We start from the raw sequence: 19,435 nt of genomic DNA, 5'->3' as shown, positions 1-19,435 counted from the left end.
TCGCCCGTCCGCACCACCGCCCGCCGCTGCGGCGACCCGTTCGGGTGATCCGGCCCAGGCCCGCACCGGCCCACACCGGCCCTCCCCGTTCCGCCGGCCTGCCATCGGCACGGCCGCCACCCCCGACTCACGTAGGCTGGGCCTCCGGCCTCCCGGGGGTGGCTGCCGGTACCTGAGGAACGAGACAGCAAGGGCGCCAGGCACGATGAGGGACCGCCTCGGATCGACGAGACCGACCGACACCGCCACCGCCCGACGCCCGGCACTCAGAGCCGCCCTCCGCCTGCGGCTCACCACGGTCTACGTCATGCTGCTGACCGTCACCGCCGCCTGGCTGGCCAACCAGAGCCACGCCGAGCGGGCCCGGTTCGTCCGGCACAACAGCAGCAACGTCCACCACATGGAGGTGGGCAAGTGGTGGACGCTGTTCACCAGCGGCCTGGTGGTCGACGGGGTCCCGGCCTGGGCGGGCATCGCCGCCGTCGCCGTCGTCCTGGGCCTCGCCGAGTGGCGCTGGGGCCCGGCCCGCGCGGGCGCCGTCTTCGCCTTCGGGCACCTGGGTGCCACCCTGGTCACCGAGGGCGCCATGTGGGTCATGGTGACCGCCCGGATCCCCGGCGCGCTCTCCCGGGCCCGGGACGTCGGGATCAGCTACGGACTGGTCGCCACCGCCGCCTGTCTGCTCGCCCTCGGCCCGCGCCCGCTGCGCCGCTACGGCCTGTCGGCCCTCGCCTTGACGCTGGCCACCGCCTGGGCGCTGAACCAGCAACTGGCCGACGCCGGGCACCTGGTCGCCCTCGGGCTCGGCGTGCTCGCCTCCCGCACGGCCTGGGTTCGCGCCCGCGCCTTCCGAACGCCGAACAGCGGACCCGGCGGAGACCCCGACCGCGAACCGGCCCACAACAGCGGCCACAAACCCTGACCTCCCCGCCGCCCCGACCACGACGGGCCGGTCTCCCACCTGCGGGAGTCCGGCCCGCCTCCGTCTCCCGACGCCCCTCCCCGCACCGCCCTCAGAACCACCCGGCCGGTCCCGACGACCCCGAGCCACGGCTGCCCCAAAAAATCCACCCCACCTCCCGAGCCACCCCTCGGCGCCCTCCCCGGCCACCAGCGCACCTCAACCACCACCCCCGCCAACCTAGTTGCCCAGATCAGCAACCGACGGGAAGCGGCACGGCAAGCAGCCACCCCGGCCCACGCTCCGTATTCTCTTGCGCTACTCTGCAAACCTATGCCAGAGTGCGGGCATCGGATCGAATACGCCGAATTCCCTCACACGTCGCTAAATCAGGAGCCCGCGCCGCGCGGGTGGGTCAAGGGTGCAAGCATGTCGAAGGTCTTGAGCAAGCTGCCGGCCGGTGAACGGATCGGCATCGCATTCTCCGGCGGGTTGGACACCTCCGTCGCCGTCGCGTGGATGCGCGAGCACGGCGCCGTCCCGTACGCCTACACGGCCGACATCGGCCAGTACGACGAGCCGAACCTCGCCGACGTCCCGGCCCGTGGCCGCGCGTACGGCGCCGAGCAGGCCCGGCTGGTCGACTGCCGGGCCCCGCTGGTCGAGGAGGGCCTGGCCGCCCTCGCCTGCGGCGCCTTCCACATCCGCTCCGCCGGGCAGACCTACTTCAACACCACGCCGCTCGGCCGCGCCGTGACCGGCACCCTGCTGGTGCGCGCCATGCAGGAGGACGGGGTGTCCATCTGGGGCGACGGCTCCACCTACAAGGGCAACGACATCGAGCGGTTCTACCGCTACGGTCTGCTCGCCAACCCCAACCTGCGGATCTACAAGCCGTGGCTGGACCAGGCGTTCGTCACCGAGCTCGGCGGCCGCAAGGAGATGTCCGAGTGGCTCGCCGAGCGTGACCTGCCGTACCGGGACTCCGCCGAGAAGGCCTACTCGACCGACGCCAACATCTGGGGCGCCACCCACGAGGCCAAGCGCCTGGAGTACCTGGACGCCTCGATGGAGATCGTCGCCCCGATCATGGGCGTCGCCTTCTGGGACCCGGCCGTGGAGATCCAGACCGAGGACGTCACCGTCGACTTCGAGTTCGGCCGTCCGGTCCGGATCAACGGCCGTGAGTTCGGCACCGCCGTCGAGCTGGTGCACGAGGCCAACCTCATCGGCGGGCGGCACGGCCTGGGCATGTCGGACCAGATCGAGAACCGCATCATCGAGGCCAAGAGCCGCGGCATCTACGAGGCCCCGGGCATGGCGCTGCTGCACACCGCCTACGAGCGCCTCCTGAACGCGATCCACAACGAGGACACCCTCGCCACCTACCACACTCAGGGCCGTCGGCTCGGCCGACTGCTGTACGAGGGCCGCTGGTTCGACCCGCAGGCGCTGATGCTGCGCGACAGCCTGCAGAAGTGGGTCGGCCAGGCCGTCACCGGCAGCGTGACCCTGCGGCTGCGGCGCGGCCAGGACTACTCGGTGATCGACACCCAGGGCCCGAACTTCAGCTACCACCCCGAGAAGCTGTCGATGGAGCGCAGCGTCGACGCCGCCTTCGTCCCGGACGACCGGATCGGCCAGCTGACCATGCGCAACCTCGACATCGCCGACTCCCGCAGCAAGCTGGAGCAGTACGCGGGCCACGGCCAGCTGGCCCCGTGGAGCGGCCTGATCGGCGAGCTCGCCCCGGGCGGCGCGGCGCCGATCGCCGCCGGCACCGGCGACGAGGCGGCGTCCACCGCACTCGACCACGCGGCGATCGAGTCCGGCACCGACTGATCCTGCCGACGGTGTCAGCCGGGTGACCCAGCCGACGGACGCGCCCTGCGCAGGGCCGCCGCACCACACCGGTGCGGCGGCCCTGCTCCGTCCGCCGCGCCTCACCCGAACGGCCGAACCGGCCGTGCGCGCCGCCGCCGGCGGTAGCTGAATGGCGACGGCGCCCGGCGACGGGAAGGCAGGTCCTGGGATGGGTGAGGCGATCGGCCCGATGCTGGCCTCGGCGGTGGCGGTCGCGCTCAGCCCGCTGCCGTTGATCGCCGTGCTCCTGATCCTCGCCTCGCCGCGCGGCCGGACCAACGGGCTCGCCTTCACCGCCGGGTGGGTGCTCGGTCTGGCGGCGGTCGAGACCGTGGTCCTGACGGTGGGCGGCGCGCTGAACCCGGACGCCGGCAGGCCGACCTGGTCGTCCTGGCTGAAGCTGGCCCTCGGCGCCCTGCTCCTCCTCCTCGCCGCGAAGCAGTGGCGCGACCGTCCGAGACCGGGGCACGTGACCGCGCCGCCGACCTGGCTCCTGGGGATCGACCGGCTCACCGCCGCCCGGTCCGCCGGCCTCGCCGTGGCCCTGGTGGTGGCCCACCCGAAGACCCTGATCCCCGCCGTCGGCGGCGCCGCCTCGATCGCCGCCAGTCCGAGCGGCACCGGGGCGAAGGCGGTAGCCGCCGCCCTGATGGTGCTGCTGGGCTCGCTAGGCACCCTGCTGCCGCTCACCGTCCACCGGCGCGGCAACGACCGCTCGATCCGCGCCCTCGGCGAGTGGCGCGCCTGGACGGCCGCGCACAACGCGGCGATCATGACCGCCGTTCCGGTGGTGCTCGGCGCCGCCTACCTGGGCGACGCCCTCTCCGGGCTCACCTGAACACGACCCCGCGCCAGCAGCCGGACCCCGGATCCGACACCTCGCCGTCCGCGCCCTCGTCGCCCGAACCCTCGTCGCCCGAACCCTGGTCGCCGACAGCGCCCCGGCGCCGTCACCGGATCCGCACCACTCCCCGCCCCCGCACCGTCCGCACACCCAGCCGCCCACCGCCGGCGCCCGCGTCGCCGCCGGCACTCGCCCCCGCCGCCACCGCGTCCCGTAAGGTCAGCAGGATCTCCCCGTCGTACCTTTCCGCCAGCCGCCGCGCCAGCTCGGCCGCGCCGCTCGGCCGGACCTCCGGGGCCAGCTCCGGCAGTCGCCCTGGGCCGCTGAGGTCCTCGGCCTCGGCGGCCCAGCGCGCCGCGGCGCCCCGCTCGCCCTCGGCGGCGTAGTGCACGGCCAGGCAGTGGACGGCCAGCTGGTCACCGTACTGGACGGCGATCCGCCACCAGAAGACCCCGTCCGCCGTGCGGCCCATGCCGTAGAGCAGGCAGCCGAGCGTGCGCAGGGCCGTCTTCTCGGCGAGTTCGAGGTCCAGGGCCAGCTCCGCCGGCTCCACCGCTCCCGCCACACCCGCGCACAGGTGCCGAAGATCGCGCCGTAGGTCCCGACGCAGTTCGGACCGCCCTCCGGCCCAGGGGTGCTCCCTCGAAGCCGGGACGTGCGGTGGCCGGGCGGCTGCGGGCGGGCGGGCCGGGCGCTCGCGCACGGTCGGGGCGGGGCGTCGGGCGGCTGCCAGCCGCTCGGCCAGCCGACGGGTGAAGGCCGCCGGGTCGTGGTCGCGGAACTCCCGCTCCAGCTCGGCGGCGTGCGCGCGCAGCAGCTCGATGATCCTCATGTCGCCTGCCCGTCGTCCGGGTGCTCCAGCAGGTACTCCAGGTGACGCCGCCCGAGGCTGTAGTAGGTGCGAGCGGTGGTGTGCGCGATGCCGAGCGCCCGGCCGATGTCGTGGTAGGACAGGCCCGCCTGGCGCAGCCGGACCACGTCGGACTGGACCGGCGCGGCCCGCGCGAGCTCCTCCATGGCCCAGTCCAGGGCGTCCAGTTCGGCGAGCTCCTCCAGCTCGTCCTGGCTGGTGTCGGGGCGGCGCTGGGCGATCACCCGCTGCCGTTTGCGCTCGGTGCGGCGGCGCTCGCGCATGACGTCGACCACCGCATCCTTGACGATCTTGAAGGCGAAGGCCTGCGGGTCCTCACTGGCCAGCGCCCTGCGCCAGTTCCGGTAGAGCGTGGTACCGGCGTTCTGCACGGCGTCCTGGGCGTCCTCGCGGTGGCGCAGTCGCTGCTGGGCGTAGCGGAGGTACCCGGAGTTCTCGCGGGTGAAGAAGGCCTCGAAGTCGGTCGGCAGGTCGTCGAGCGGGTCCGCCCGCAGGCTCCGCTCCTCGCCCGGCCCGGGAGTGTTCACACGCGCCCCCTCTTCCTCGGTCAGCTGGCCGGCCCACCCGGTGGCACGCCGACGGCCCCTTGGGGGCTCGTGGTGTAACCGTCCGGGAGGCCCAGGTTGTTGACCGGATCGGGCGGACAATTGGCGACCGTTTCCGTTCACTTCCGAACAGTGCCGCTGACCTGCCCTTTCGAGCGCCCGAGCGACCGCGCGACGGTCGCGACGTGACCCAGATCACATACCGCCGAAGCCCGGCTTGACAAGCCCCCCGGCGGCCCCGCACCAAGCCCGCGTCACAGCTCCGCGACACCAGCGCCGAGACCAGCACCGACACTGGCGCCGGCGCTGACGCCGACACCCGCACCGATACGGCAGCCCTACGGCGCGGGCTCCACCACCGCCGAGTCCAGCGCGCCGGTCACCCGCTCCAGCAGCTCATGCAGCGCGGCCAGGTCCTCGACCGGCAGCCCGGTCGCCGCGAGCAGCCGACGCGGCACCTGCCCGGCCCGCTCGCGCAGCGCGGATCCCTCGGGCGTGAGACTGACGGTCACCGAGCGCTCGTCCTCCGGGCTGCGCTCGCGGCGCACCAGTCCGGCCGCCTCCAGCCGCTTGAGCAGCGGGGAGAGCGTGCCGGAGTCGAGCCGCAGGCGCTCACCGATCCGCTTGACGGGCAGCTGGCCGTCCTCCCAGAGCACCAGCATCACCAGGTACTGCGGATAGGTGAGCCCGAGGTCCCGGAGCAGGACCCGGTAGACGCCGCCGAAGGCGCGCGAGGCGGCATTGAGCGAGTAGCAGATCTGCTGGTCGAGGCGGAGCAGTTCCTCGTCCGCCATGCCCGGGAGCGTGGTCATGGACCCATGGTACCGATCACAATCGCGCCATTAAGTTGTGCGCAATTGAATCGCGTGCTCTACTTATCGAGCGGACAGCGGGCCGCCAGGCAGCCGCCCGAGCGGAACGATCCGCGCACGGCGATCCACGACCCGCACCCCGCGAGACGAGCAGCAACACGAAGGGACACCACCATGGACGCGCTCTACACCGCCGCCGCCACCGCCAACGGTCGCGAGGGCCGCGCCGTCAGCTCGGACGGCCAGCTCGACCTCGCTCTCGCGATGCCGCCCGCGCTCGGCGGCAGCGGCCAGGGCACCAACCCCGAGCAGCTGTTCGCGGCCGGCTACGCCGCCTGCTTCGCCAGCGCCCTGGGTCTGGTCGGCCGCCAGGCCCGAGTGGACACCAGCGAGGCCTCGGTGACCGCCGAGGTGTCGATCGGCAAGGACGGCGCGGGCTTCGGCCTCTCCGTGGTGCTGCGCGTCGAGCTGCCCGACACGCTCGCGGGCGAGACCGGCCTGCTGCTGGTCAAGCAGGCCCACGAGGTCTGCCCCTACTCCCGCGCCACCCGGGGCAACATCCCGGTCGAACTCGTCGTCGAGTAAGTCCGGCAGGGCGAGCAGGCCTCGCTGGACGAGCGCGCCGCGCACGACGCGCAGGCCGTGGAGCCGGGTCCACCGAGCAAGCCCGACGCCCACCCGGCGGACAGCGCCGAGGCCCGCCGCACACCCGGTGCGGCGGGCCTCGGTGCGCACCCCCCGGGTCAGCCGCCGCCCGGCCCGTCCGCCGAACGCAGCGTCTCCAGTCGGTGCCGGTACTCCTCCGCGTCGATCTCACCCCGCGCGAACCGCTCCGCGAGCACCTGCTCCGGGGTCGGGCCGTGTGCCCAACCGGGCGGTCCGCCCTGACCCGGGCCGGCGGCGCTCGCGGCCGCGGGGCCGGGCGGAACCCGCTGCCGCGAGCGGGAGAGGTACCGGAGCAGGGCGACGGCCAGGAGCACCAGCAGCGCCAGGACCAACAGCGAGCCGATCGCCATCACGGCGATGCCCCAACCGCCGAATCCGTGGCCGGGCCCGTACCCGTGAAGATGCCAGTGCCTCATCGAGACCTCCTCCTCCGGCCCCACCGGGCCCGCCGAGGCGACCGACGCCCCACCGTCCGAGGTGCCGGACCGCCGAAGGTGCCGTCACGCCCGGGAGCGGCTCCGCGGAAGGAGCGGAGGTGTCCGAGGTGATCAGCGCCTTACCACCATCGTGCGCCCGCGACCGGTCAAAGCGCTGTCAAGAAAGCCTGGGAAAACGTGCCTGCGCTCACGCCCCCGACCACCGGGGTAGCGTTGCCACCCATGAGCCACCACCTGCCCGGCGACCACCGCTCCCCCGAGCAGCTCGTCGCCGCCGGGATGCTCCGCCGCCACACCGACGGCTCCCCCCACCCGGCGCTCGGCCGCTCCCCGATCGTCTACGTGTCCACCGTGCTCTGGACCGAACTCACCGCCCTCGCCATCGCCCCCTCCGCCGCCGAGGCCACCGCCACCGCCCTGTTGCGCGCCATCGCCGACCGGGCCGAGGACGCGGCACTCGCCCCGGGCAACGAGCGGGCCCCGCGCGACGACCTGTACGTGACCGACCCCGCGCACATCGGCCCGCACCGCCGGGCTGTCTGGTTCCAGCGCTCCGGCCCGGGCGGCCCGATCACCGCGACGTTCGCACCGTGAGCCCCCGAACCGTGAGACCCTGAACCGCGACGTTCACAAACCGCGAGGTCACGGACCGCGAGGTCACGAACCGCGAGGTCCGAAGCCATGGAATCCCACGCGGCCGGTTCAGCGCTCGACCTTCAGGCTGTGGCAGACCCAGCTGAGCCGGTCCGGCCCGTCGGCCGACGGCCGGTCGTGGTAAGTCCCGTCCGACACCGACAGGTTGACGATCAGGTAGGCGTGCCAGCCGGCTCCCACCCCGTGCAGGTCCGCGTAGACCAACTCCTCCTCGACGTACCAGTCCACCGAGTGCGCACCGAGCACCACCCGCAGGCCGAAGGCCGCCCCCGGCCCGATCCCGACGCTGCCGCCGTGCCAGTACCGGAACCCGCCGCGGACGTGGTTGGAGATCTCCAACAGGTCCGGGTTGTCCGGGTGGTACTCGAACATGTCGACCTCGTTGCCACCGTCCCGCCAGGTCCAGATCGCCGGCCAGGCGCCCAGCTCGACGGGCAGGGTGACCTGCGCGGACAGCACGTCCCCGGTGCGGACCTGGAAGCCCTCCGGACTGCCCTCGGTGGTCAGCAGATTGCAGGTCCACAGCCCGCCGCTGGGCCGCCGGACGGCGGCGAACACCCCGCCGGGGCAGTACTGGCGGCTCAGGTAGTCGAGTTTGTGGTCGCTCCGGTTGGTCGGCCCCATCCGGGGGTACGCGCTGCTGCGCCCGGCGATCCACTGCCTGGTCGAAGTGAAGTCCGCGTCAAACACGACCGCCACGGTCGCCTCCCCAATGCTCCGGTGCCCCGGCAGTCCGAATCGCCGGGCACACAGGGTGAGTTACCCGATACGCTCCGCAGTATGCGAACCGAACCGGACCGGCGAGGTCCGAGGCAGGAGCCTCCGAGGTCCGAGGCGACATCCGGGCGCGCGGCCCGGATCAGCCGACCGACGCGGTGGCACCCCCGGCCCGGAGCCGGTCGGTCACCGAGACCACCCCGTCCACCGAGCGGCACAGGTTCAGCACGACCGGCACCAGGTGGGCCTCCGGCACGGTGCCGCTGAGCACCACCCGACCCTGATCCACCTCCACCCCGATCTCCGCCGGGCTCACCCCGTCGATCCGGCCGAGCACCTCCTCGACGATCTCCCGCCGGATCACCCGGTCCTCGCGCAGGAACACCCGCAGCAGGTCGCCCCGGCTCACCATCCCGAGGACCCGCCCCTCCTCGTCCAGCACCGGCAGCCGCTTCAGCCCGTGCCGGCTCATCAGCCGGGCCGCCGCGACCACGCTGGTGTCGGGCGTGGTGCAGACCGGCTGCGCCGTCATCAGGTCCGCCGCCGTGATCTCGCCACCCGGCCCCGCCTGCGCAGACTCGGGCGCGGGCAGCAGACTGCCCGGGTCCTCCTGCGCGGCCAGGGTGCGCAACAGGTCGGCCTCCGAGACCACGCCGAGCGGCCGCCCCTGCGGGTCCACCACCGGCACCCCGGTGATGTCGTAGTCGATCAGCAGCGCGACGATCTCCCGGAAACCGGTCTCGGGCGCGACCCGGACCACGGGGCTGGTCATCACGGATTCGACGGTGGCATGCCGCACGCCGGTTCACCTCGTCCAACGGTGCTGGTCGGACCGGGCACGGATCGTCCCGGCCGATACCCGCAGCATGACCCCGAACGGCCTGGATCGCCAGGGGCCAAGGGGCTGAACGGGTGGGACCAAGGACCCTGAGCTGCGAACACGGAGCCGACGGGCGGGAGCGCGCGGTCCCGGGGCGCGCCGGGGCCACGGACGGCGCGACCTCCCGGCGGGGCCGGAGGCCGAGCGGCCCGCCCCGGACCGCACCCTGGCCGTCGAGCACCCCGCCCGGGCGGCCGTCCGAGTCGAAGCGCTCCTCGACAACGGCGGCCGGGTCAGCCCGCCGCACCGACCCGGCCGGCCAGCGCCTGGCCGTAGTCCGGAAGTTCGACGCTCGACACCTGCTTGCCCAGCTCCAGCATCTTGTCCAGCGCCCACCGCCGGTTCAGCACGGCGTTGCGCAGCCGTAGTCCGGTCGCGGTACGCGGCGCCAGGAACGGGCCGGTCCGGTCCCCGCCCTTCTGGCAGCCCTGGGCGTAGTCGCGCAGCAGCCGCTCGTACCGGGCGAAGGCGGCACGGTGGTCGCCCCGGGCCAGGGCCAGCTCGCCCGCCAGGACGTACGCGGCCACCACCGCCGTCCCGGTGCCCATGCCGCCGATGGTGGCGCCGCAGGCGGCGTCGCCGAGCAGGGCGATCCGTCCGGCGGACCAGGTCGGAACGTCGGCGCGGCTGATCGAGTCGAAGTACAGCTCGGGCGCGGCGTCCAGGCTCGCCAGCAGCTGCGGCACCCGCCAGCGCAGACCCGCGAAGGCGTCCCGGATCAACGCCTTCTGCTGGTCCGGTTCGTGGCGGTCGTAGCGCAGCTCGGACGAGGCGAACAGGCAGAAGGCCCCGGCCAGGGCGGGGTCGCGGTGGTCGGCGCCGACGGACATCAGCCGACCGGGCACGTTGAGGCCGACCCCGCCGGCCGGCAGGCAGTCGTCGTTCGGCAGCTGCCAGGTTGCCGCGTAGTAGCCGAGGTGGCGGACGAACCGCTGCTCGGGGCCGAAAGCGAGCCGCCGGATGTTGGAGTGCAGCCCGTCGGCGCCGATCACCAGGTCGAACTCGCGGGGCGGGCCGTGCCGGAAGGCGACCCGGACGCCGTTCACGGTCTCCTCCAGGGCCGTGATGGAGTCGCCGAAGACGTACTCGGCGCGGGCGCTGCTGTGCCGGTGGAGCAGCTGAGCCAGCTCGCCGCGCGGGACCTCCAGCTCGCCGCCGGCGAACTCGGCTGGAAGGTGCAGCAGTTGACGTCCGTTCTGGTCCACGAAGGTGATCGGGCTGCCGCCGGTGTCGAGCGCGCGCAGTTCCTCCAGGACTCCCATCCGTTCCAGCACGGTCAGGTGGGTGCGGCCCCGGAAGTCGACGTTCTGGCCGCCGCCGCGCGGCGCCGGGGCGAGTTCGACCACCGTCACCTCGAAGCCGTACCGGCTCAACCAGTGGGCGAGCGCCGGACCGGCGATGCTCGCGCCCGAGATCAGCACTTTGGTGCGACGGGAGCCGCGCGGGGAACCGCCCCAGGCGCCGTGCGCAAAGCCGCTCATGGAAACCACTCCGTCCGAGGTTCGAGAGTCGAAGGTCGAGTCGAATAACTGTGTCTCGCGGACACTGTTCACTGCTGTGTACGGTAGACACAGTTGGCGCGGGCAGGCAACCCCCAGGACGGGAGCGGACGATGGGCGAGGCGGCGAACGACACGGTGCGGCTGCTCTGGGGCCCGCAGGCCAAGCCGACCCGGGGCCCGAAACCAGCCCTCAGCCTGGCGCGGATCGCGGCGGCCGGCGTCGAGGTGGCAGACGCGGAGGGGCTCGGCGCGGTGTCCATGCAGAAGGTGGCCGCGCTGCTCGACTTCACCAAGATGTCGCTCTACCGCTACGTCCCCGGCAAGGCCGAACTCATCGCCCTGATGGTCGAGTCGGCCGTCGACGAGCCGCCCACGCCCGCCGAGGGCACCCACTGGCGGGAGCAACTCACCGCCTGGGCGCACCACTTGGCGGCATCCTTCACTCGGCACCCGTGGCTGCTGGACGCCACCGTCGGCCCCCGGGTGCCGGGGCCGAAGGAACTCGCCTGGCTGGAGCGGGTGGTGGCCGCCCTCGACGGTCACGGGCTGACCGGCGCCGAACGGATGGACGCCGCCGTCCTGCTCGCCGGGCATGTGCGCGGCATCGCCGAACAGGCCCGCACGGTCGGCCCGAACGGCTCCCCCGAGGCCGAACTCCTCGCCGCCCTCGGCACCGTGGTGCACCAGCACGCGGACCGCTACCCCGCCCTGGCTGCCGCCATGGCCGAGCCGGACGGGCACGACCAGGCCTTGGACTTCGGCTTGGCGCGCATCCTGGACGGCCTGGCCGCCCTGATCAGCCGCCGCACGGAGCGGCCGCGGCCTCGATAGTCTCTCGATCAACGCCCCCGGGGCGGCTAGCATCCCGCCCCATGGCGATGTTCGTGCACCTGACCGCCACGGCGAACGCGCCGCGCATCCGCCGCGCCGGCATCCGGGCCGACAGCCGGGGCCAGGGCGGTGTGCGCGGGGTGTACTGCTTCCCGGCGCTGCCCTCGTACCCCCACACCCACCAGTGGCTGCGCGAGCTGGCCCGGTTCGGCCCGAAGGGGTCGCTGGTCGCCGTACACGCCCGGCTGGCCGACCACCCGGACCCGGGCGTGCGCGAGGAGCTGGTCTGGGCCGTCTGCGGCTGGTCCACCCCGGGTGTCGCCGAGCTGTTGGACGGCCTCGCCGAGGACCCGCACCCAGAGGTCCGCGAGGCCGTCGCGGCGGTCCGGGAGCCCTGAGGCCCCGCGGACCGCCGCGACCCGGCGCTGTCGGAGACCGTCAGGAAACGCGCTTCAGCTGCCAGGAGTTGTTGTTGAAGCTCGGCACGGAGGAGTACTGGCAGCCGGAGCTGTAGAAGCTGCTGACGATCGTCCAGCCGGCCGGCGGCCAGGTGGACGCGCAGGCGTTGACCACGGTGCCGACCGGGTAGCCGGTGAGCTGCATGATCTTCTTGGTGTTCGGGTTGAACCCGGAGCCGCAGCCGGCGCTGTTCCACCACTGGACGTCCACGGAGCCGCCCGGGGTCAGCGAGGAGGAGCAGATGGTGCTGGTGTCGCCGGGCGCCGCCTGGGCGGTGCCCATGGTCAGGGTGAGGGCGGCGGCGGTACAGCCGAGGGTGAGGACGGCGGCACGAAGTCGGGTCACGGGAGCGGCTCCTCTCGGGTGACGCGGCCTGTCCGCGCCAGGGCCCATTCCTACCGGCACGAATGACCCTCCGAACAGTGCGTTTCCGGCCCCACCGGCGGCGCGTTCTCGCCCTTGCCCGGCCCGCCCGGGCCGGTGCCGGGCCCGCCACCCGCGGCGCCCCCGCCGACATGCCCGTTCGGCCGAACCGGGTGATCATGGGACGAACCGCGTCTTCGGCGATTCGGCGCGCCGGTGCCCGCCGGCCGCGCCGGGAAGGTGGACCGCGATGTTCCAGCTCCTGTGGATCCTGCTCATCGGCTTCGTGCTGGCATGCTCGCCAAGCTGATCCTGCGCGGGCCGCAGTCGATCCCGTGGTGGCTGACCATGCTGCTCGGCGCCGCCGGGGCCTGGCTCGGCAACGCCGTCTCCGGCTGGATCGGCGTCCGCCACACCTCGGGCATCGACTGGATCCGCCACATCCTCCAACTCGGCTTCGCCGTCGCCCTGGTGGCCTTCGTCGCGCCCGCCTGGTCCAAGTCCCGCCCGCCCCGCTGACCCGGCGGCCGCCGGACGGACGGGGAGTGAACCGGCTCAGCCCACGTGGACCGCGGGCCGCCGGGCGCGGTCCGGCTCGGCCTCGCGGAGCACCTCGCGGGTGACCGGCGCGATCTCGCCCTGCCCGAACAGGAGGAACCGCAGGAACTGGGCGAAGGGGTTTCCTTCGGTCCACTCGAAGTAGATGTGCGGCTGCTGCCCGGTGAGGTCGCGCACCTGCAGCAGCAGCGCGGCCAGCGCGTTGGGCACGCTGGAGCTCTGCAGCGACAGCACCCGGTAGCGTTCGTGCAGCACCTCGCCGCGCACGGTCAGTACGGCCTCGAAGTCGGACGGGTCGAGCACGGTGACCTCGACGAAGACCAGGTCGTCCTCGGCGGGGATGTCGTTGTCCTTGCGGATCTGACGGAGCTTGTCGCGGTACTCGGCGAGGTCCCGATTGTTCGGCTCGTTGGCGATCAGCCGCAGCGGGCGGTGCATGTAGTCCCGGACGAACCGCTCCGCCACCTCGTCCAGCACCACGTCGGTGACGCGCAGCTCGAAGGCCCGCTTGAGCCGGGAGGCGAAGGAGACCAGCATGATGCCCGCGATGAAGCAGCCGCCGATTTTGACGCCGTCCGGCCGCTCGGCGATGTTCGCAGCCGTGGTGTAGAGGAACACCGCGGCGATCACGGCGAAGCCGATCGTCCAGCCGCGCTGCCCGGCCTTGTGGGTGGCGATGGTGACGGCGATGGCGGCCGAGCTGATCAGCACCAGCACACCGGTCGCGTACGCGCCGCCCTGGGCGTCCACATTGGCGTCGAAGATCCAGGTGACCAGGAAGGCGATCAGGGTGAGCACGATGACGGTCGGCCGCACGGCGCGCGCCCAGTGCGGCGCCATGCCGTAGCGGGGCAGGTAGCGCGGCATCAGGTTGAGCAGCCCGGCCATCGCGGAGGCGCCGGCGAACCAGAGGATGGCGATGGTGGACAGGTCGTAGACGCTGCCGAAGCTGCTGCCGAGGTTCTGGTGGGCGAGGTAGGCGAGCGCCCGCCCGTTGGCCTCGCCACCTTTCTTGAAGGCCTCGGCCGGGATGAGCAGCGTGGTGATGAAGCTGGTGGTGATCAGGAAGACGCTCATGATCGCGGCGGCGGTGGTGAGCAGCTTGCGGGCACCCCGGATCCGGCCGGTGGGCTTCTCCTCGGTGTCGTCCGGGTCGCCCTCAATGTGCGGCATCACCGCGACGCCGGTCTCGAAGCCGGACAGGCCCAGGGCCAGCTTCGGGAAGACGGTCAGCGCGACGCCGATCATCGCGAAGGCGTTACCGTGCTGGACGGTGAGCGCGTCCGTCCAGTCGCTGAGCACGTGCGGGGCCTTGAGCACGTGCCAGAGCCCGTTTGCCACCACCACGACGTTGAGCGCGAGGTAGATCCCGACCAGGAAGACGGCCAGACCGATCGCCTCGCTGAAGCCCTTGAGGAAGACCCCGCCGAGCAGGGCGACCAGGATCAGCGTGATCATCACCTGCCTGCCGCTGAGCGTGCTGGTCAGGTGCGGGTTCTCCACCAGGTGCGCGGTGGCGTCGGCGGCCGACAGGGTAATGGTGATCATGAAGTCGGTGGCCGCGAACCCGAGCAGGGTCAGCACGAAGAGCTTGCCCTGCCAGAACGACAGCAGTCGCTCCAGCATCGCGATGGAGCCCTCGCCGTGCGGGCTCTCCTGGGCCACCCGCCGGTAGACCGGCAGCGCGCCCAGCAGGGTGACGACCACCAGCACGATGGTCGCCAGCGGTGAGACCACGCCGGCCGCGAGGGCGGCGATGCCGGGCTGGTAGCCGAGCGTGGAGAAGTAGTCGAGGCCGGTCAGGCACATCACCCGCCACCAGCGCTGGCCCTTCTCGTGCGGCGCCTGGGCGTGCGGGCCGGGGTGCTGCTTGGCCATGTCCGACAGGCCTTCCAGCATCCACGCCCGGAACCTCGCGCCCCGCGTCGGAGGAGCCATTCCCGGTTCGGCCGAACCCGACGAGACCACGTTCACCCCTGTCCATGACTTCAGCCGGCCGCGCGCGGCTCCGGACCCCCTGGTGGCCGCCGGACGGCGGGCCTGGTCAGGCTAGGTGACCTGGCCTCGACGGCCCGGGAACCGCGCGCGCCAACACGCCACGGTGCGCCCGTACGGCCCTCCGGGGTCGCGGCCGCTGTCCGGCCGTGGTCGCGGCCCCGGCGCGGCGGTCGGCATGAACTGCCCGGAACGGGCGAGGATGTCCGCGCGCGTTGACGCACGGGGTTGACGCGACCCCGCGAGGTTGACGCACAGTGGGCGCGCAGTGGGCGCGCAGTGACGGACGAGGAGGAGGCCACGGTGGCGGAACCGAGCCGGCGGGGGATTCTGGGCCTGGGACTGATGGCGGCCGCCGTCACCTCCTGCGGGAACCGCCACCCGGACACGGTCCCGAACCCCACTCCCGACCCCCAGGGCACCCCGCGCACGGCCGAGCCCACCACCGCCCGGCACGTCGGCCTGAAGAGTGAGCAGTCCCAGCCCGGCAACCCCGACTGGGAGATCACCGACCCCGGCCCGGCCGACGCCATCGAGGGCTTCGCCGACCGGGTGAGCGTGCTGCCCGGGGAGTCCTTCGGCCTGCACGTCTCCACCGCCGCCTCCGCCTTCACCGTCTCCGCGTACCGGATGGGCTGGTACGACGGCGCCCGCGCCCGCCTGGTCTGGCGCCGCGAGCACGTACCCGGCGCCAAGCAGGCCGCGCCGCACGTCGACCAGGCCACCCGCACCGTGCTGACCGACTGGCAGCGCACCCTCGCCGTGGACACCGCCGACTGGCCCGAGGGCGCCTACCTGCTGCGGCTGGCCGTCGAGGGCGGCCCCGGCCGGCGCTACGTCCCGCTCACCGTCCGCTCGGCGAGCACCGCCGGAAAGACCGTGGTCATGAGTGCCCCGGCGACGTGGCAGGCCTACAACGAGTGGGGCGGCTACAGCCTCTACAACGGCCCGACCGGAACCCTCGCCACCCGCTCGCTGCGGGTCGTCTTCGACCGGCCGTACGACTACGACCACGGCGCCGGGCTGTTCCTGGTCTACGAGGCGCCGCTGATCGCCCTCGCCGAGCGGCTCGGGCTGCCGCTCGCGTACACCACCGGGATCGACGTGGCCCGCGACCCGGGGCTGCTGCGCGGCGCCTGCGCCGTCCTCTCGCTCGGCCACGACGAGTACTGGTCCCCCGAGCAGCGCGCCAACGTGGTCGCGGCCCGCGACGCCGGGACCAACCTGGCGATCCTGGGCGCCAACTGCTGCTACCGCCGGGTCCGCTTCGAGCCCACCGGGCTCGGCCCGGACCGCACGGTGGTCTGCTACAAGGACGCCTGGGCGAAGGACCCGGGCCACCAGGCCGGCGCCCCGGCGACCACCGACTTCCGGGCCGGCCCGGGCGCCGACCCGGAGAGCTCGATGCTCGGCGTGATCTACGACGGCTATCCGGTGGACGCTCCGTACGTGGTGACCTCGCCCGGGCACTGGGTCTTCGAGGGGACGGGCGTCGCGGCCGGGGCGTCCTTCCCGCACCTGGTCGGCGTCGAGTACGACCGGGTGGACACCGGCTTCCCCACCCCGCGCCCGATCGAGGTCATCGCCCACTCCCCCGTGGTCTGCGAGGGCCGCCGCTCCCACTCCGACACCGCGTACTACACCGTGCCGAGCGGCGCCGGGGTCTTCGCCACCGGGACGATGCGCTGGGTGGAGGCGCTGGACGCACACGGCCCCGGCGGCGGCAAGGCCGACCACGGCATCGACTCGCATGCCGGGGACGTGGTCCGCAAGGCCACCGAGAACGTCCTGCGCGCCTTCGCCGCCGGACCGGCCGGTCGCACCCACCCCGCCCAGGACAACCTCGCCGCCGTCTACGGCACGGCGTAGCGGGCCCGGCGGGCCAGCCGGTGGGTCCGGCTCAGCCCGCCGTGATCGGCGGGACGAAGGTCTCCGGCGGGCCGAAGTCCGAGTAGACGCCCTTGACCACGGTCAGCTTGCCGTTCACCGTCATCGACTGCTCGCCCCGCACCGGGCGGCCGAGCCGGTCGATCCACAGCTGGTAGTCGAGCCCGTCCACGCCGTCGGACGCCATCCGCTCGGCGTTCGACGGGTCCGCGCCGCACACCTGCTCCACCGACAGGTGCGCGGCCGGGTGGAACTCCGGGACGACGAATCGTCAAAGGAATGCTCCGGGTCGGCCGTTCGGGACGAGCCGGAAGCCTGTCACAGCGGCCAATCGCAGTCGAACTGGTTTCCGCGCCCCGGTGGGGCGGCCCCGGCCGGACGCCCCCGGGCGGGAGGAGGCCGCCGGCCCGGCTACACTCACACGGTCTCACAGCAGCGCAGGTCGTCCAGGACAACCGACCGGTATGGCACGGGTGCCCGCCGGCGAGGGCACGAGGGAAACAGAACATGGTCGAGGCCTCCCCCAAGGTCGTTGTCGTCGTCCCCACGTACAACGAGCGGGAGAACCTTCCGGTCCTCGCCGGGCTCCTCGCGGAACTCCCGCTGGAGAACCTGCACCTGCTGGTGGTCGACGACAACTCCCCCGACGGCACCGGCGAGATCGCCGAGAAGCTCGCCGCCGACTCCGGCGGTACCGTCGGCGTGCTGCACCGCACCGAGAAGAACGGCCTCGGCCGCGCCTACCTGGCCGGCATGGCCCGCGCCCTGGACGAGGGCGCCGACGTCGTGGTCCAGATGGACGCCGACCTCTCCCACCCCGCCTCCGCGATACCCGCGATGGTGCGGGCTCTGCTCACCGACGACACCGCCGTGGTGCTCGGCTCCCGCTACGTGCCCGGCGGCTCGACCGCCGCCGAGTGGCCCTGGCACCGCAAGGCGCTCTCCGCCTGGGCCAACTTCTACGTCAACGCGATCCTCGGCCTGGGCGTGCGGGACGCCACCGCCGGCTTCAAGGCCTGGCGGGCCACAGCTCTGCGGGCCATCGACCTGCCGACCGTACGGAGCAACGGCTACTCGTTCCAGGTCGAGATGAACTACCGGGTCATCCAGCGCGGGCTGACCATCCGCGAGGTGCCGATCCGCTTCGAGGAGCGGATCGAGGGCGCCTCGAAGATGAGCATCGGGGTGCAGGTCGAGTCCGCGCTCGCGCCCTGGAAGCTGCGCTTCAACCGCGAGAACGAACCCGGCGGGCTCGACTGACGCCAACGGGCCGAACGGACGACCGGCGCCTCCGACGCGGTCATCCGGGTAGTAGGACGGCCGGGTGGCGGTGTGAGCGGCGGCCGCGGGGAAAGAAGGCCGTCATGGCCCTTCTCCCGGAGTCCTTCACGACCCTGGTCCGCCGTGGCGCCCGAGAGCCCTTCGTCGTCCAGACCGTACGGGCCACCGTGGCCGCCACCCTCGCCTTCGCGGTGGCCACCCGGCTCAGCAGTGAGCCCGCGCCGCTGACGGCGCCGCTGACCGCGCTGCTGGTGGTGCAGGTCACCGTCTACTCGACGCTCAAGACAAGCATCCGCCGGGTCAACTCGGTGGTGGTCGGGGTACTGATCGCGATCGGCTTCAGCGCCGTGGTCGGGCTCTCCTGGTGGAGCCTCGGGCTGATCATCCTGGCCTCCCTGGTCATCGGCCGGTTCGTCCGGGTGGAGGAGTTCGTCCAGGAGGTCGCGATCAGCGCGATGCTGATCCTGGGCGTCACCAAGCTGGCCTCGCAGGCCTGGGACCGGGTGCTGGAGACGCTGATCGGCGCGGCCGTCGGCCTGCTGTTCAACCTGCTCTTCGCTCCGCCGGTCTGGGTGGACACCGCCGGGGAGTCGATCGAGGACCTCGCCCGGCGGGCCCGGAAGCTGCTGCTGGACATCGCCGAGGAGCTGGGCCGCCCCATCCCGGTGGCCCGGGCCGCCGAGCGGCTGCACGAGGCCCGCCGGCTCGACCAGGCGATCGTCGAGGTGGACGCGGCGCTGCGCCAGGCCGAGGACAGTCTGCGGTTCAACCCCCGGATCAGCGAGGGGCTGCTCTCCCGGCTGGTGCTGCGCACCGGGCTGGACACGCTGGAGATCTGCGTGGTGGTGATCCGGGTGCTGGCCCGCTCGCTGACCGACCTGGCCAAGCGGCGCGGGCCCGGCGAGCGGCTCTTCCCGCCGGAGGTCGCGGTCGGGCTGGAGGAGCTGCTGGCGCACGTCGGCGGGGCGATGGTCAGCTTCGCGGTGCTGGTCACCACCCAGGTGAGCCGCAGCGCCGAGGAGGCCGAGGAGCGGCTGACCGCCGAACTGGCGGCGGCCTGGGCCTGCCGGGAGAACGTCGCCCAGGTGCTGCTGCGCAGGGTCCAGGAGCACCCGGAGGCCTGGCAGCTGCACGGCTCGATGCTGGCCGAGGTGGACCGGATCCTGGACGAACTGGACCTGGAGCACCGCAGTCGGCGGCTGATGGAGGAGCTCGACCGGGCCTCGGTGGCGAACCGCGAGCGGTTCTCCCGGTTCGCCGGGCTGCGCCGTTACGTCCGGGGCGAGCGGGGGCCCGGCCGTCGGACGTCCGCCAAGGCGGAGCGCCCGGCGGCGGAGGCCGGGCGCTGATCCTGCCGCGGGCCCGGGAGA

At 73.1% G+C, this 19,435-nt stretch carries 21 protein-coding genes; 11 read left to right on the top strand and 10 right to left on the bottom strand.

What is annotated here, in order from left to right:
* Positions 1–205 precede the first annotated feature (205 nt).
* The 3 genes from ACZ3UD_RS10600 to ACZ3UD_RS10590 all read left to right on the top strand — a co-directional run bounded on the left by ACZ3UD_RS10600 (position 206) and on the right by ACZ3UD_RS10590 (position 3,602).
* Positions 206–922 (top strand): rhomboid-like protein, encoded by a 717-nt coding sequence (locus tag ACZ3UD_RS10600; protein WP_465584977.1) that lies wholly within the window; start codon positions 206–208, stop codon positions 920–922.
* A 408-nt stretch (positions 923–1,330) separates the two neighbouring features.
* The gene (argG, locus tag ACZ3UD_RS10595; protein ID WP_465584974.1) at positions 1,331–2,743 is read left to right on the top strand and encodes an argininosuccinate synthase; all 1,413 of its coding nucleotides are present in this window, start codon (positions 1,331–1,333) and stop codon (positions 2,741–2,743) included.
* Positions 2,744–2,933: 190 nt separating this feature from the next.
* Entirely contained in the window at positions 2,934–3,602 is a 669-nt protein-coding gene (locus ACZ3UD_RS10590) for a GAP family protein (RefSeq protein ID WP_465584971.1), read from the top strand.
* Between the two features lie 112 nt (positions 3,603–3,714).
* Here the strand turns inward: ACZ3UD_RS10590 and ACZ3UD_RS10585 are convergent, their stop codons facing one another.
* From ACZ3UD_RS10585 to ACZ3UD_RS10575, 3 genes are all read right to left on the bottom strand, one after another.
* Positions 3,715–4,440: a hypothetical protein gene (locus tag ACZ3UD_RS10585; protein WP_465584969.1), complete on the bottom strand. Its 726-nt coding sequence runs from the start codon at positions 4,438–4,440 to the stop codon at positions 3,715–3,717.
* The gene (locus tag ACZ3UD_RS10580) at positions 4,437–5,006 is read right to left on the bottom strand and encodes an RNA polymerase sigma factor (RefSeq protein WP_465584966.1); all 570 of its coding nucleotides are present in this window, start codon (positions 5,004–5,006) and stop codon (positions 4,437–4,439) included. The genes ACZ3UD_RS10585 and ACZ3UD_RS10580 overlap by 4 nt, the downstream gene beginning before the upstream one ends.
* A gap of 356 nt (positions 5,007–5,362) precedes the next feature.
* Complete coding sequence (locus ACZ3UD_RS10575) at positions 5,363–5,836, bottom strand: MarR family winged helix-turn-helix transcriptional regulator (RefSeq protein WP_465584963.1); 474 nt, start codon at positions 5,834–5,836, stop codon at positions 5,363–5,365.
* A 174-nt stretch (positions 5,837–6,010) separates the two neighbouring features.
* Between ACZ3UD_RS10575 and ACZ3UD_RS10570 the strand changes: the two genes are divergently transcribed.
* Entirely contained in the window at positions 6,011–6,421 is a 411-nt protein-coding gene (locus tag ACZ3UD_RS10570) for an organic hydroperoxide resistance protein (protein WP_465584960.1), read from the top strand.
* A gap of 158 nt (positions 6,422–6,579) precedes the next feature.
* On the opposite strand, the gene ACZ3UD_RS10565 is transcribed toward ACZ3UD_RS10570, so the two are convergent.
* Positions 6,580–6,918 carry an SHOCT domain-containing protein gene (locus ACZ3UD_RS10565; protein ID WP_465584958.1) on the bottom strand — a complete coding sequence of 113 codons (339 nt, stop codon included), beginning with the start codon at positions 6,916–6,918 and terminating at the stop codon, positions 6,580–6,582.
* A 243-nt stretch (positions 6,919–7,161) separates the two neighbouring features.
* On the opposite strand from ACZ3UD_RS10565, the gene ACZ3UD_RS10560 reads away from it, so the two are divergent.
* Positions 7,162–7,533, top strand: coding sequence for a hypothetical protein (locus ACZ3UD_RS10560; RefSeq protein ID WP_465584955.1), 372 nt, complete (start codon positions 7,162–7,164; stop codon positions 7,531–7,533).
* Between the two features lie 108 nt (positions 7,534–7,641).
* On the opposite strand, the gene ACZ3UD_RS10555 is transcribed toward ACZ3UD_RS10560, so the two are convergent.
* The 3 genes from ACZ3UD_RS10555 to ACZ3UD_RS10545 form a co-directional block, all read right to left on the bottom strand.
* Positions 7,642–8,292, bottom strand: a complete 651-nt coding sequence (locus ACZ3UD_RS10555; RefSeq protein WP_465584953.1) for a LamG domain-containing protein — start codon at positions 8,290–8,292, stop codon at positions 7,642–7,644.
* 160 nt (positions 8,293–8,452) lie between these two features.
* Positions 8,453–9,109, bottom strand: a complete 657-nt coding sequence (locus tag ACZ3UD_RS10550; RefSeq protein WP_465584951.1) for a CBS domain-containing protein — start codon at positions 9,107–9,109, stop codon at positions 8,453–8,455.
* Between the two features lie 314 nt (positions 9,110–9,423).
* Positions 9,424–10,671, bottom strand: a complete 1,248-nt coding sequence (locus tag ACZ3UD_RS10545; RefSeq protein ID WP_465584948.1) for an FAD-dependent monooxygenase — start codon at positions 10,669–10,671, stop codon at positions 9,424–9,426.
* 131 nt (positions 10,672–10,802) lie between these two features.
* Here ACZ3UD_RS10545 and ACZ3UD_RS10540 point away from each other — a divergent pair, with 131 nt between their 5' ends.
* Complete coding sequence (locus tag ACZ3UD_RS10540) at positions 10,803–11,522, top strand: TetR/AcrR family transcriptional regulator (RefSeq protein ID WP_465584946.1); 720 nt, start codon at positions 10,803–10,805, stop codon at positions 11,520–11,522.
* Positions 11,523–11,563: 41 nt separating this feature from the next.
* Positions 11,564–11,920 carry a HEAT repeat domain-containing protein gene (locus ACZ3UD_RS10535; RefSeq protein ID WP_465584943.1) on the top strand — a complete coding sequence of 119 codons (357 nt, stop codon included), beginning with the start codon at positions 11,564–11,566 and terminating at the stop codon, positions 11,918–11,920.
* Between the two features lie 40 nt (positions 11,921–11,960).
* On the opposite strand, the gene ACZ3UD_RS10530 is transcribed toward ACZ3UD_RS10535, so the two are convergent.
* Positions 11,961–12,326: a hypothetical protein gene (locus tag ACZ3UD_RS10530; protein ID WP_465584940.1), complete on the bottom strand. Its 366-nt coding sequence runs from the start codon at positions 12,324–12,326 to the stop codon at positions 11,961–11,963.
* A gap of 312 nt (positions 12,327–12,638) precedes the next feature.
* On the opposite strand from ACZ3UD_RS10530, the gene ACZ3UD_RS10525 reads away from it, so the two are divergent.
* Complete coding sequence (locus ACZ3UD_RS10525; protein WP_465584937.1) at positions 12,639–12,863, top strand: GlsB/YeaQ/YmgE family stress response membrane protein; 225 nt, start codon at positions 12,639–12,641, stop codon at positions 12,861–12,863.
* 36 nt (positions 12,864–12,899) lie between these two features.
* On the opposite strand, the gene ACZ3UD_RS10520 is transcribed toward ACZ3UD_RS10525, so the two are convergent.
* Positions 12,900–14,840: an APC family permease gene (locus ACZ3UD_RS10520; RefSeq protein WP_465584935.1), complete on the bottom strand. Its 1,941-nt coding sequence runs from the start codon at positions 14,838–14,840 to the stop codon at positions 12,900–12,902.
* Between the two features lie 360 nt (positions 14,841–15,200).
* Between ACZ3UD_RS10520 and ACZ3UD_RS10515 the strand changes: the two genes are divergently transcribed.
* Positions 15,201–16,766: a N,N-dimethylformamidase beta subunit family domain-containing protein gene (locus ACZ3UD_RS10515; protein WP_465584932.1), complete on the top strand. Its 1,566-nt coding sequence runs from the start codon at positions 15,201–15,203 to the stop codon at positions 16,764–16,766.
* 31 nt (positions 16,767–16,797) lie between these two features.
* Here ACZ3UD_RS10515 and ACZ3UD_RS10510 read toward each other — a convergent pair whose 3' ends face one another.
* Positions 16,798–17,013, bottom strand: coding sequence for a hypothetical protein (locus ACZ3UD_RS10510; protein WP_465584929.1), 216 nt, complete (start codon positions 17,011–17,013; stop codon positions 16,798–16,800).
* A gap of 278 nt (positions 17,014–17,291) precedes the next feature.
* Between ACZ3UD_RS10510 and ACZ3UD_RS10505 the strand changes: the two genes are divergently transcribed.
* Positions 17,292–18,044, top strand: coding sequence for a polyprenol monophosphomannose synthase (locus ACZ3UD_RS10505; RefSeq protein ID WP_465584926.1), 753 nt, complete (start codon positions 17,292–17,294; stop codon positions 18,042–18,044).
* 104 nt (positions 18,045–18,148) lie between these two features.
* Positions 18,149–19,414, top strand: a complete 1,266-nt coding sequence (locus ACZ3UD_RS10500; protein WP_465584924.1) for an FUSC family protein — start codon at positions 18,149–18,151, stop codon at positions 19,412–19,414.
* The last annotated feature ends 21 nt before the right edge of the window (positions 19,415–19,435 follow it).

The organism is Kitasatospora sp. NPDC023118 (genome assembly GCF_055560875.1).
Note: the sequence above shows the minus strand (reverse complement) of the source record. Positions and strands in the feature narration are given on the sequence as shown.

Excerpts from the sequence above, each read along its gene's own strand:
- ACZ3UD_RS10600 (WP_465584977.1), top strand. The coding sequence starts at position 206 with ATGAGGGACCGCCTCGGATCGACGAGACCGACCGACACCGCCACCGCC.
- ACZ3UD_RS10570 (WP_465584960.1), top strand. The coding sequence starts at position 6,011 with ATGGACGCGCTCTACACCGCCGCCGCCACCGCCAACGGTCGCGAGGGC.
- ACZ3UD_RS10560 (WP_465584955.1), top strand. The coding sequence starts at position 7,162 with ATGAGCCACCACCTGCCCGGCGACCACCGCTCCCCCGAGCAGCTCGTC.
- ACZ3UD_RS10590 (WP_465584971.1), top strand. The coding sequence starts at position 2,934 with ATGGGTGAGGCGATCGGCCCGATGCTGGCCTCGGCGGTGGCGGTCGCG.
- ACZ3UD_RS10525 (WP_465584937.1), top strand. The coding sequence starts at position 12,639 with ATGCTCGCCAAGCTGATCCTGCGCGGGCCGCAGTCGATCCCGTGGTGG.
- ACZ3UD_RS10545 (WP_465584948.1), bottom strand. The coding sequence starts at position 10,671 with ATGAGCGGCTTTGCGCACGGCGCCTGGGGCGGTTCCCCGCGCGGCTCC.
- ACZ3UD_RS10520 (WP_465584935.1), bottom strand. The coding sequence starts at position 14,840 with ATGGCTCCTCCGACGCGGGGCGCGAGGTTCCGGGCGTGGATGCTGGAA.
- ACZ3UD_RS10585 (WP_465584969.1), bottom strand. The coding sequence starts at position 4,440 with ATGAGGATCATCGAGCTGCTGCGCGCGCACGCCGCCGAGCTGGAGCGG.
- ACZ3UD_RS10500 (WP_465584924.1), top strand. The coding sequence starts at position 18,149 with ATGGCCCTTCTCCCGGAGTCCTTCACGACCCTGGTCCGCCGTGGCGCC.
- ACZ3UD_RS10575 (WP_465584963.1), bottom strand. The coding sequence starts at position 5,836 with ATGACCACGCTCCCGGGCATGGCGGACGAGGAACTGCTCCGCCTCGAC.
- ACZ3UD_RS10535 (WP_465584943.1), top strand. The coding sequence starts at position 11,564 with ATGGCGATGTTCGTGCACCTGACCGCCACGGCGAACGCGCCGCGCATC.
- ACZ3UD_RS10565 (WP_465584958.1), bottom strand. The coding sequence starts at position 6,918 with ATGAGGCACTGGCATCTTCACGGGTACGGGCCCGGCCACGGATTCGGC.
- ACZ3UD_RS10540 (WP_465584946.1), top strand. The coding sequence starts at position 10,803 with ATGGGCGAGGCGGCGAACGACACGGTGCGGCTGCTCTGGGGCCCGCAG.
- argG (WP_465584974.1), top strand. The coding sequence starts at position 1,331 with ATGTCGAAGGTCTTGAGCAAGCTGCCGGCCGGTGAACGGATCGGCATC.
- ACZ3UD_RS10505 (WP_465584926.1), top strand. The coding sequence starts at position 17,292 with ATGGTCGAGGCCTCCCCCAAGGTCGTTGTCGTCGTCCCCACGTACAAC.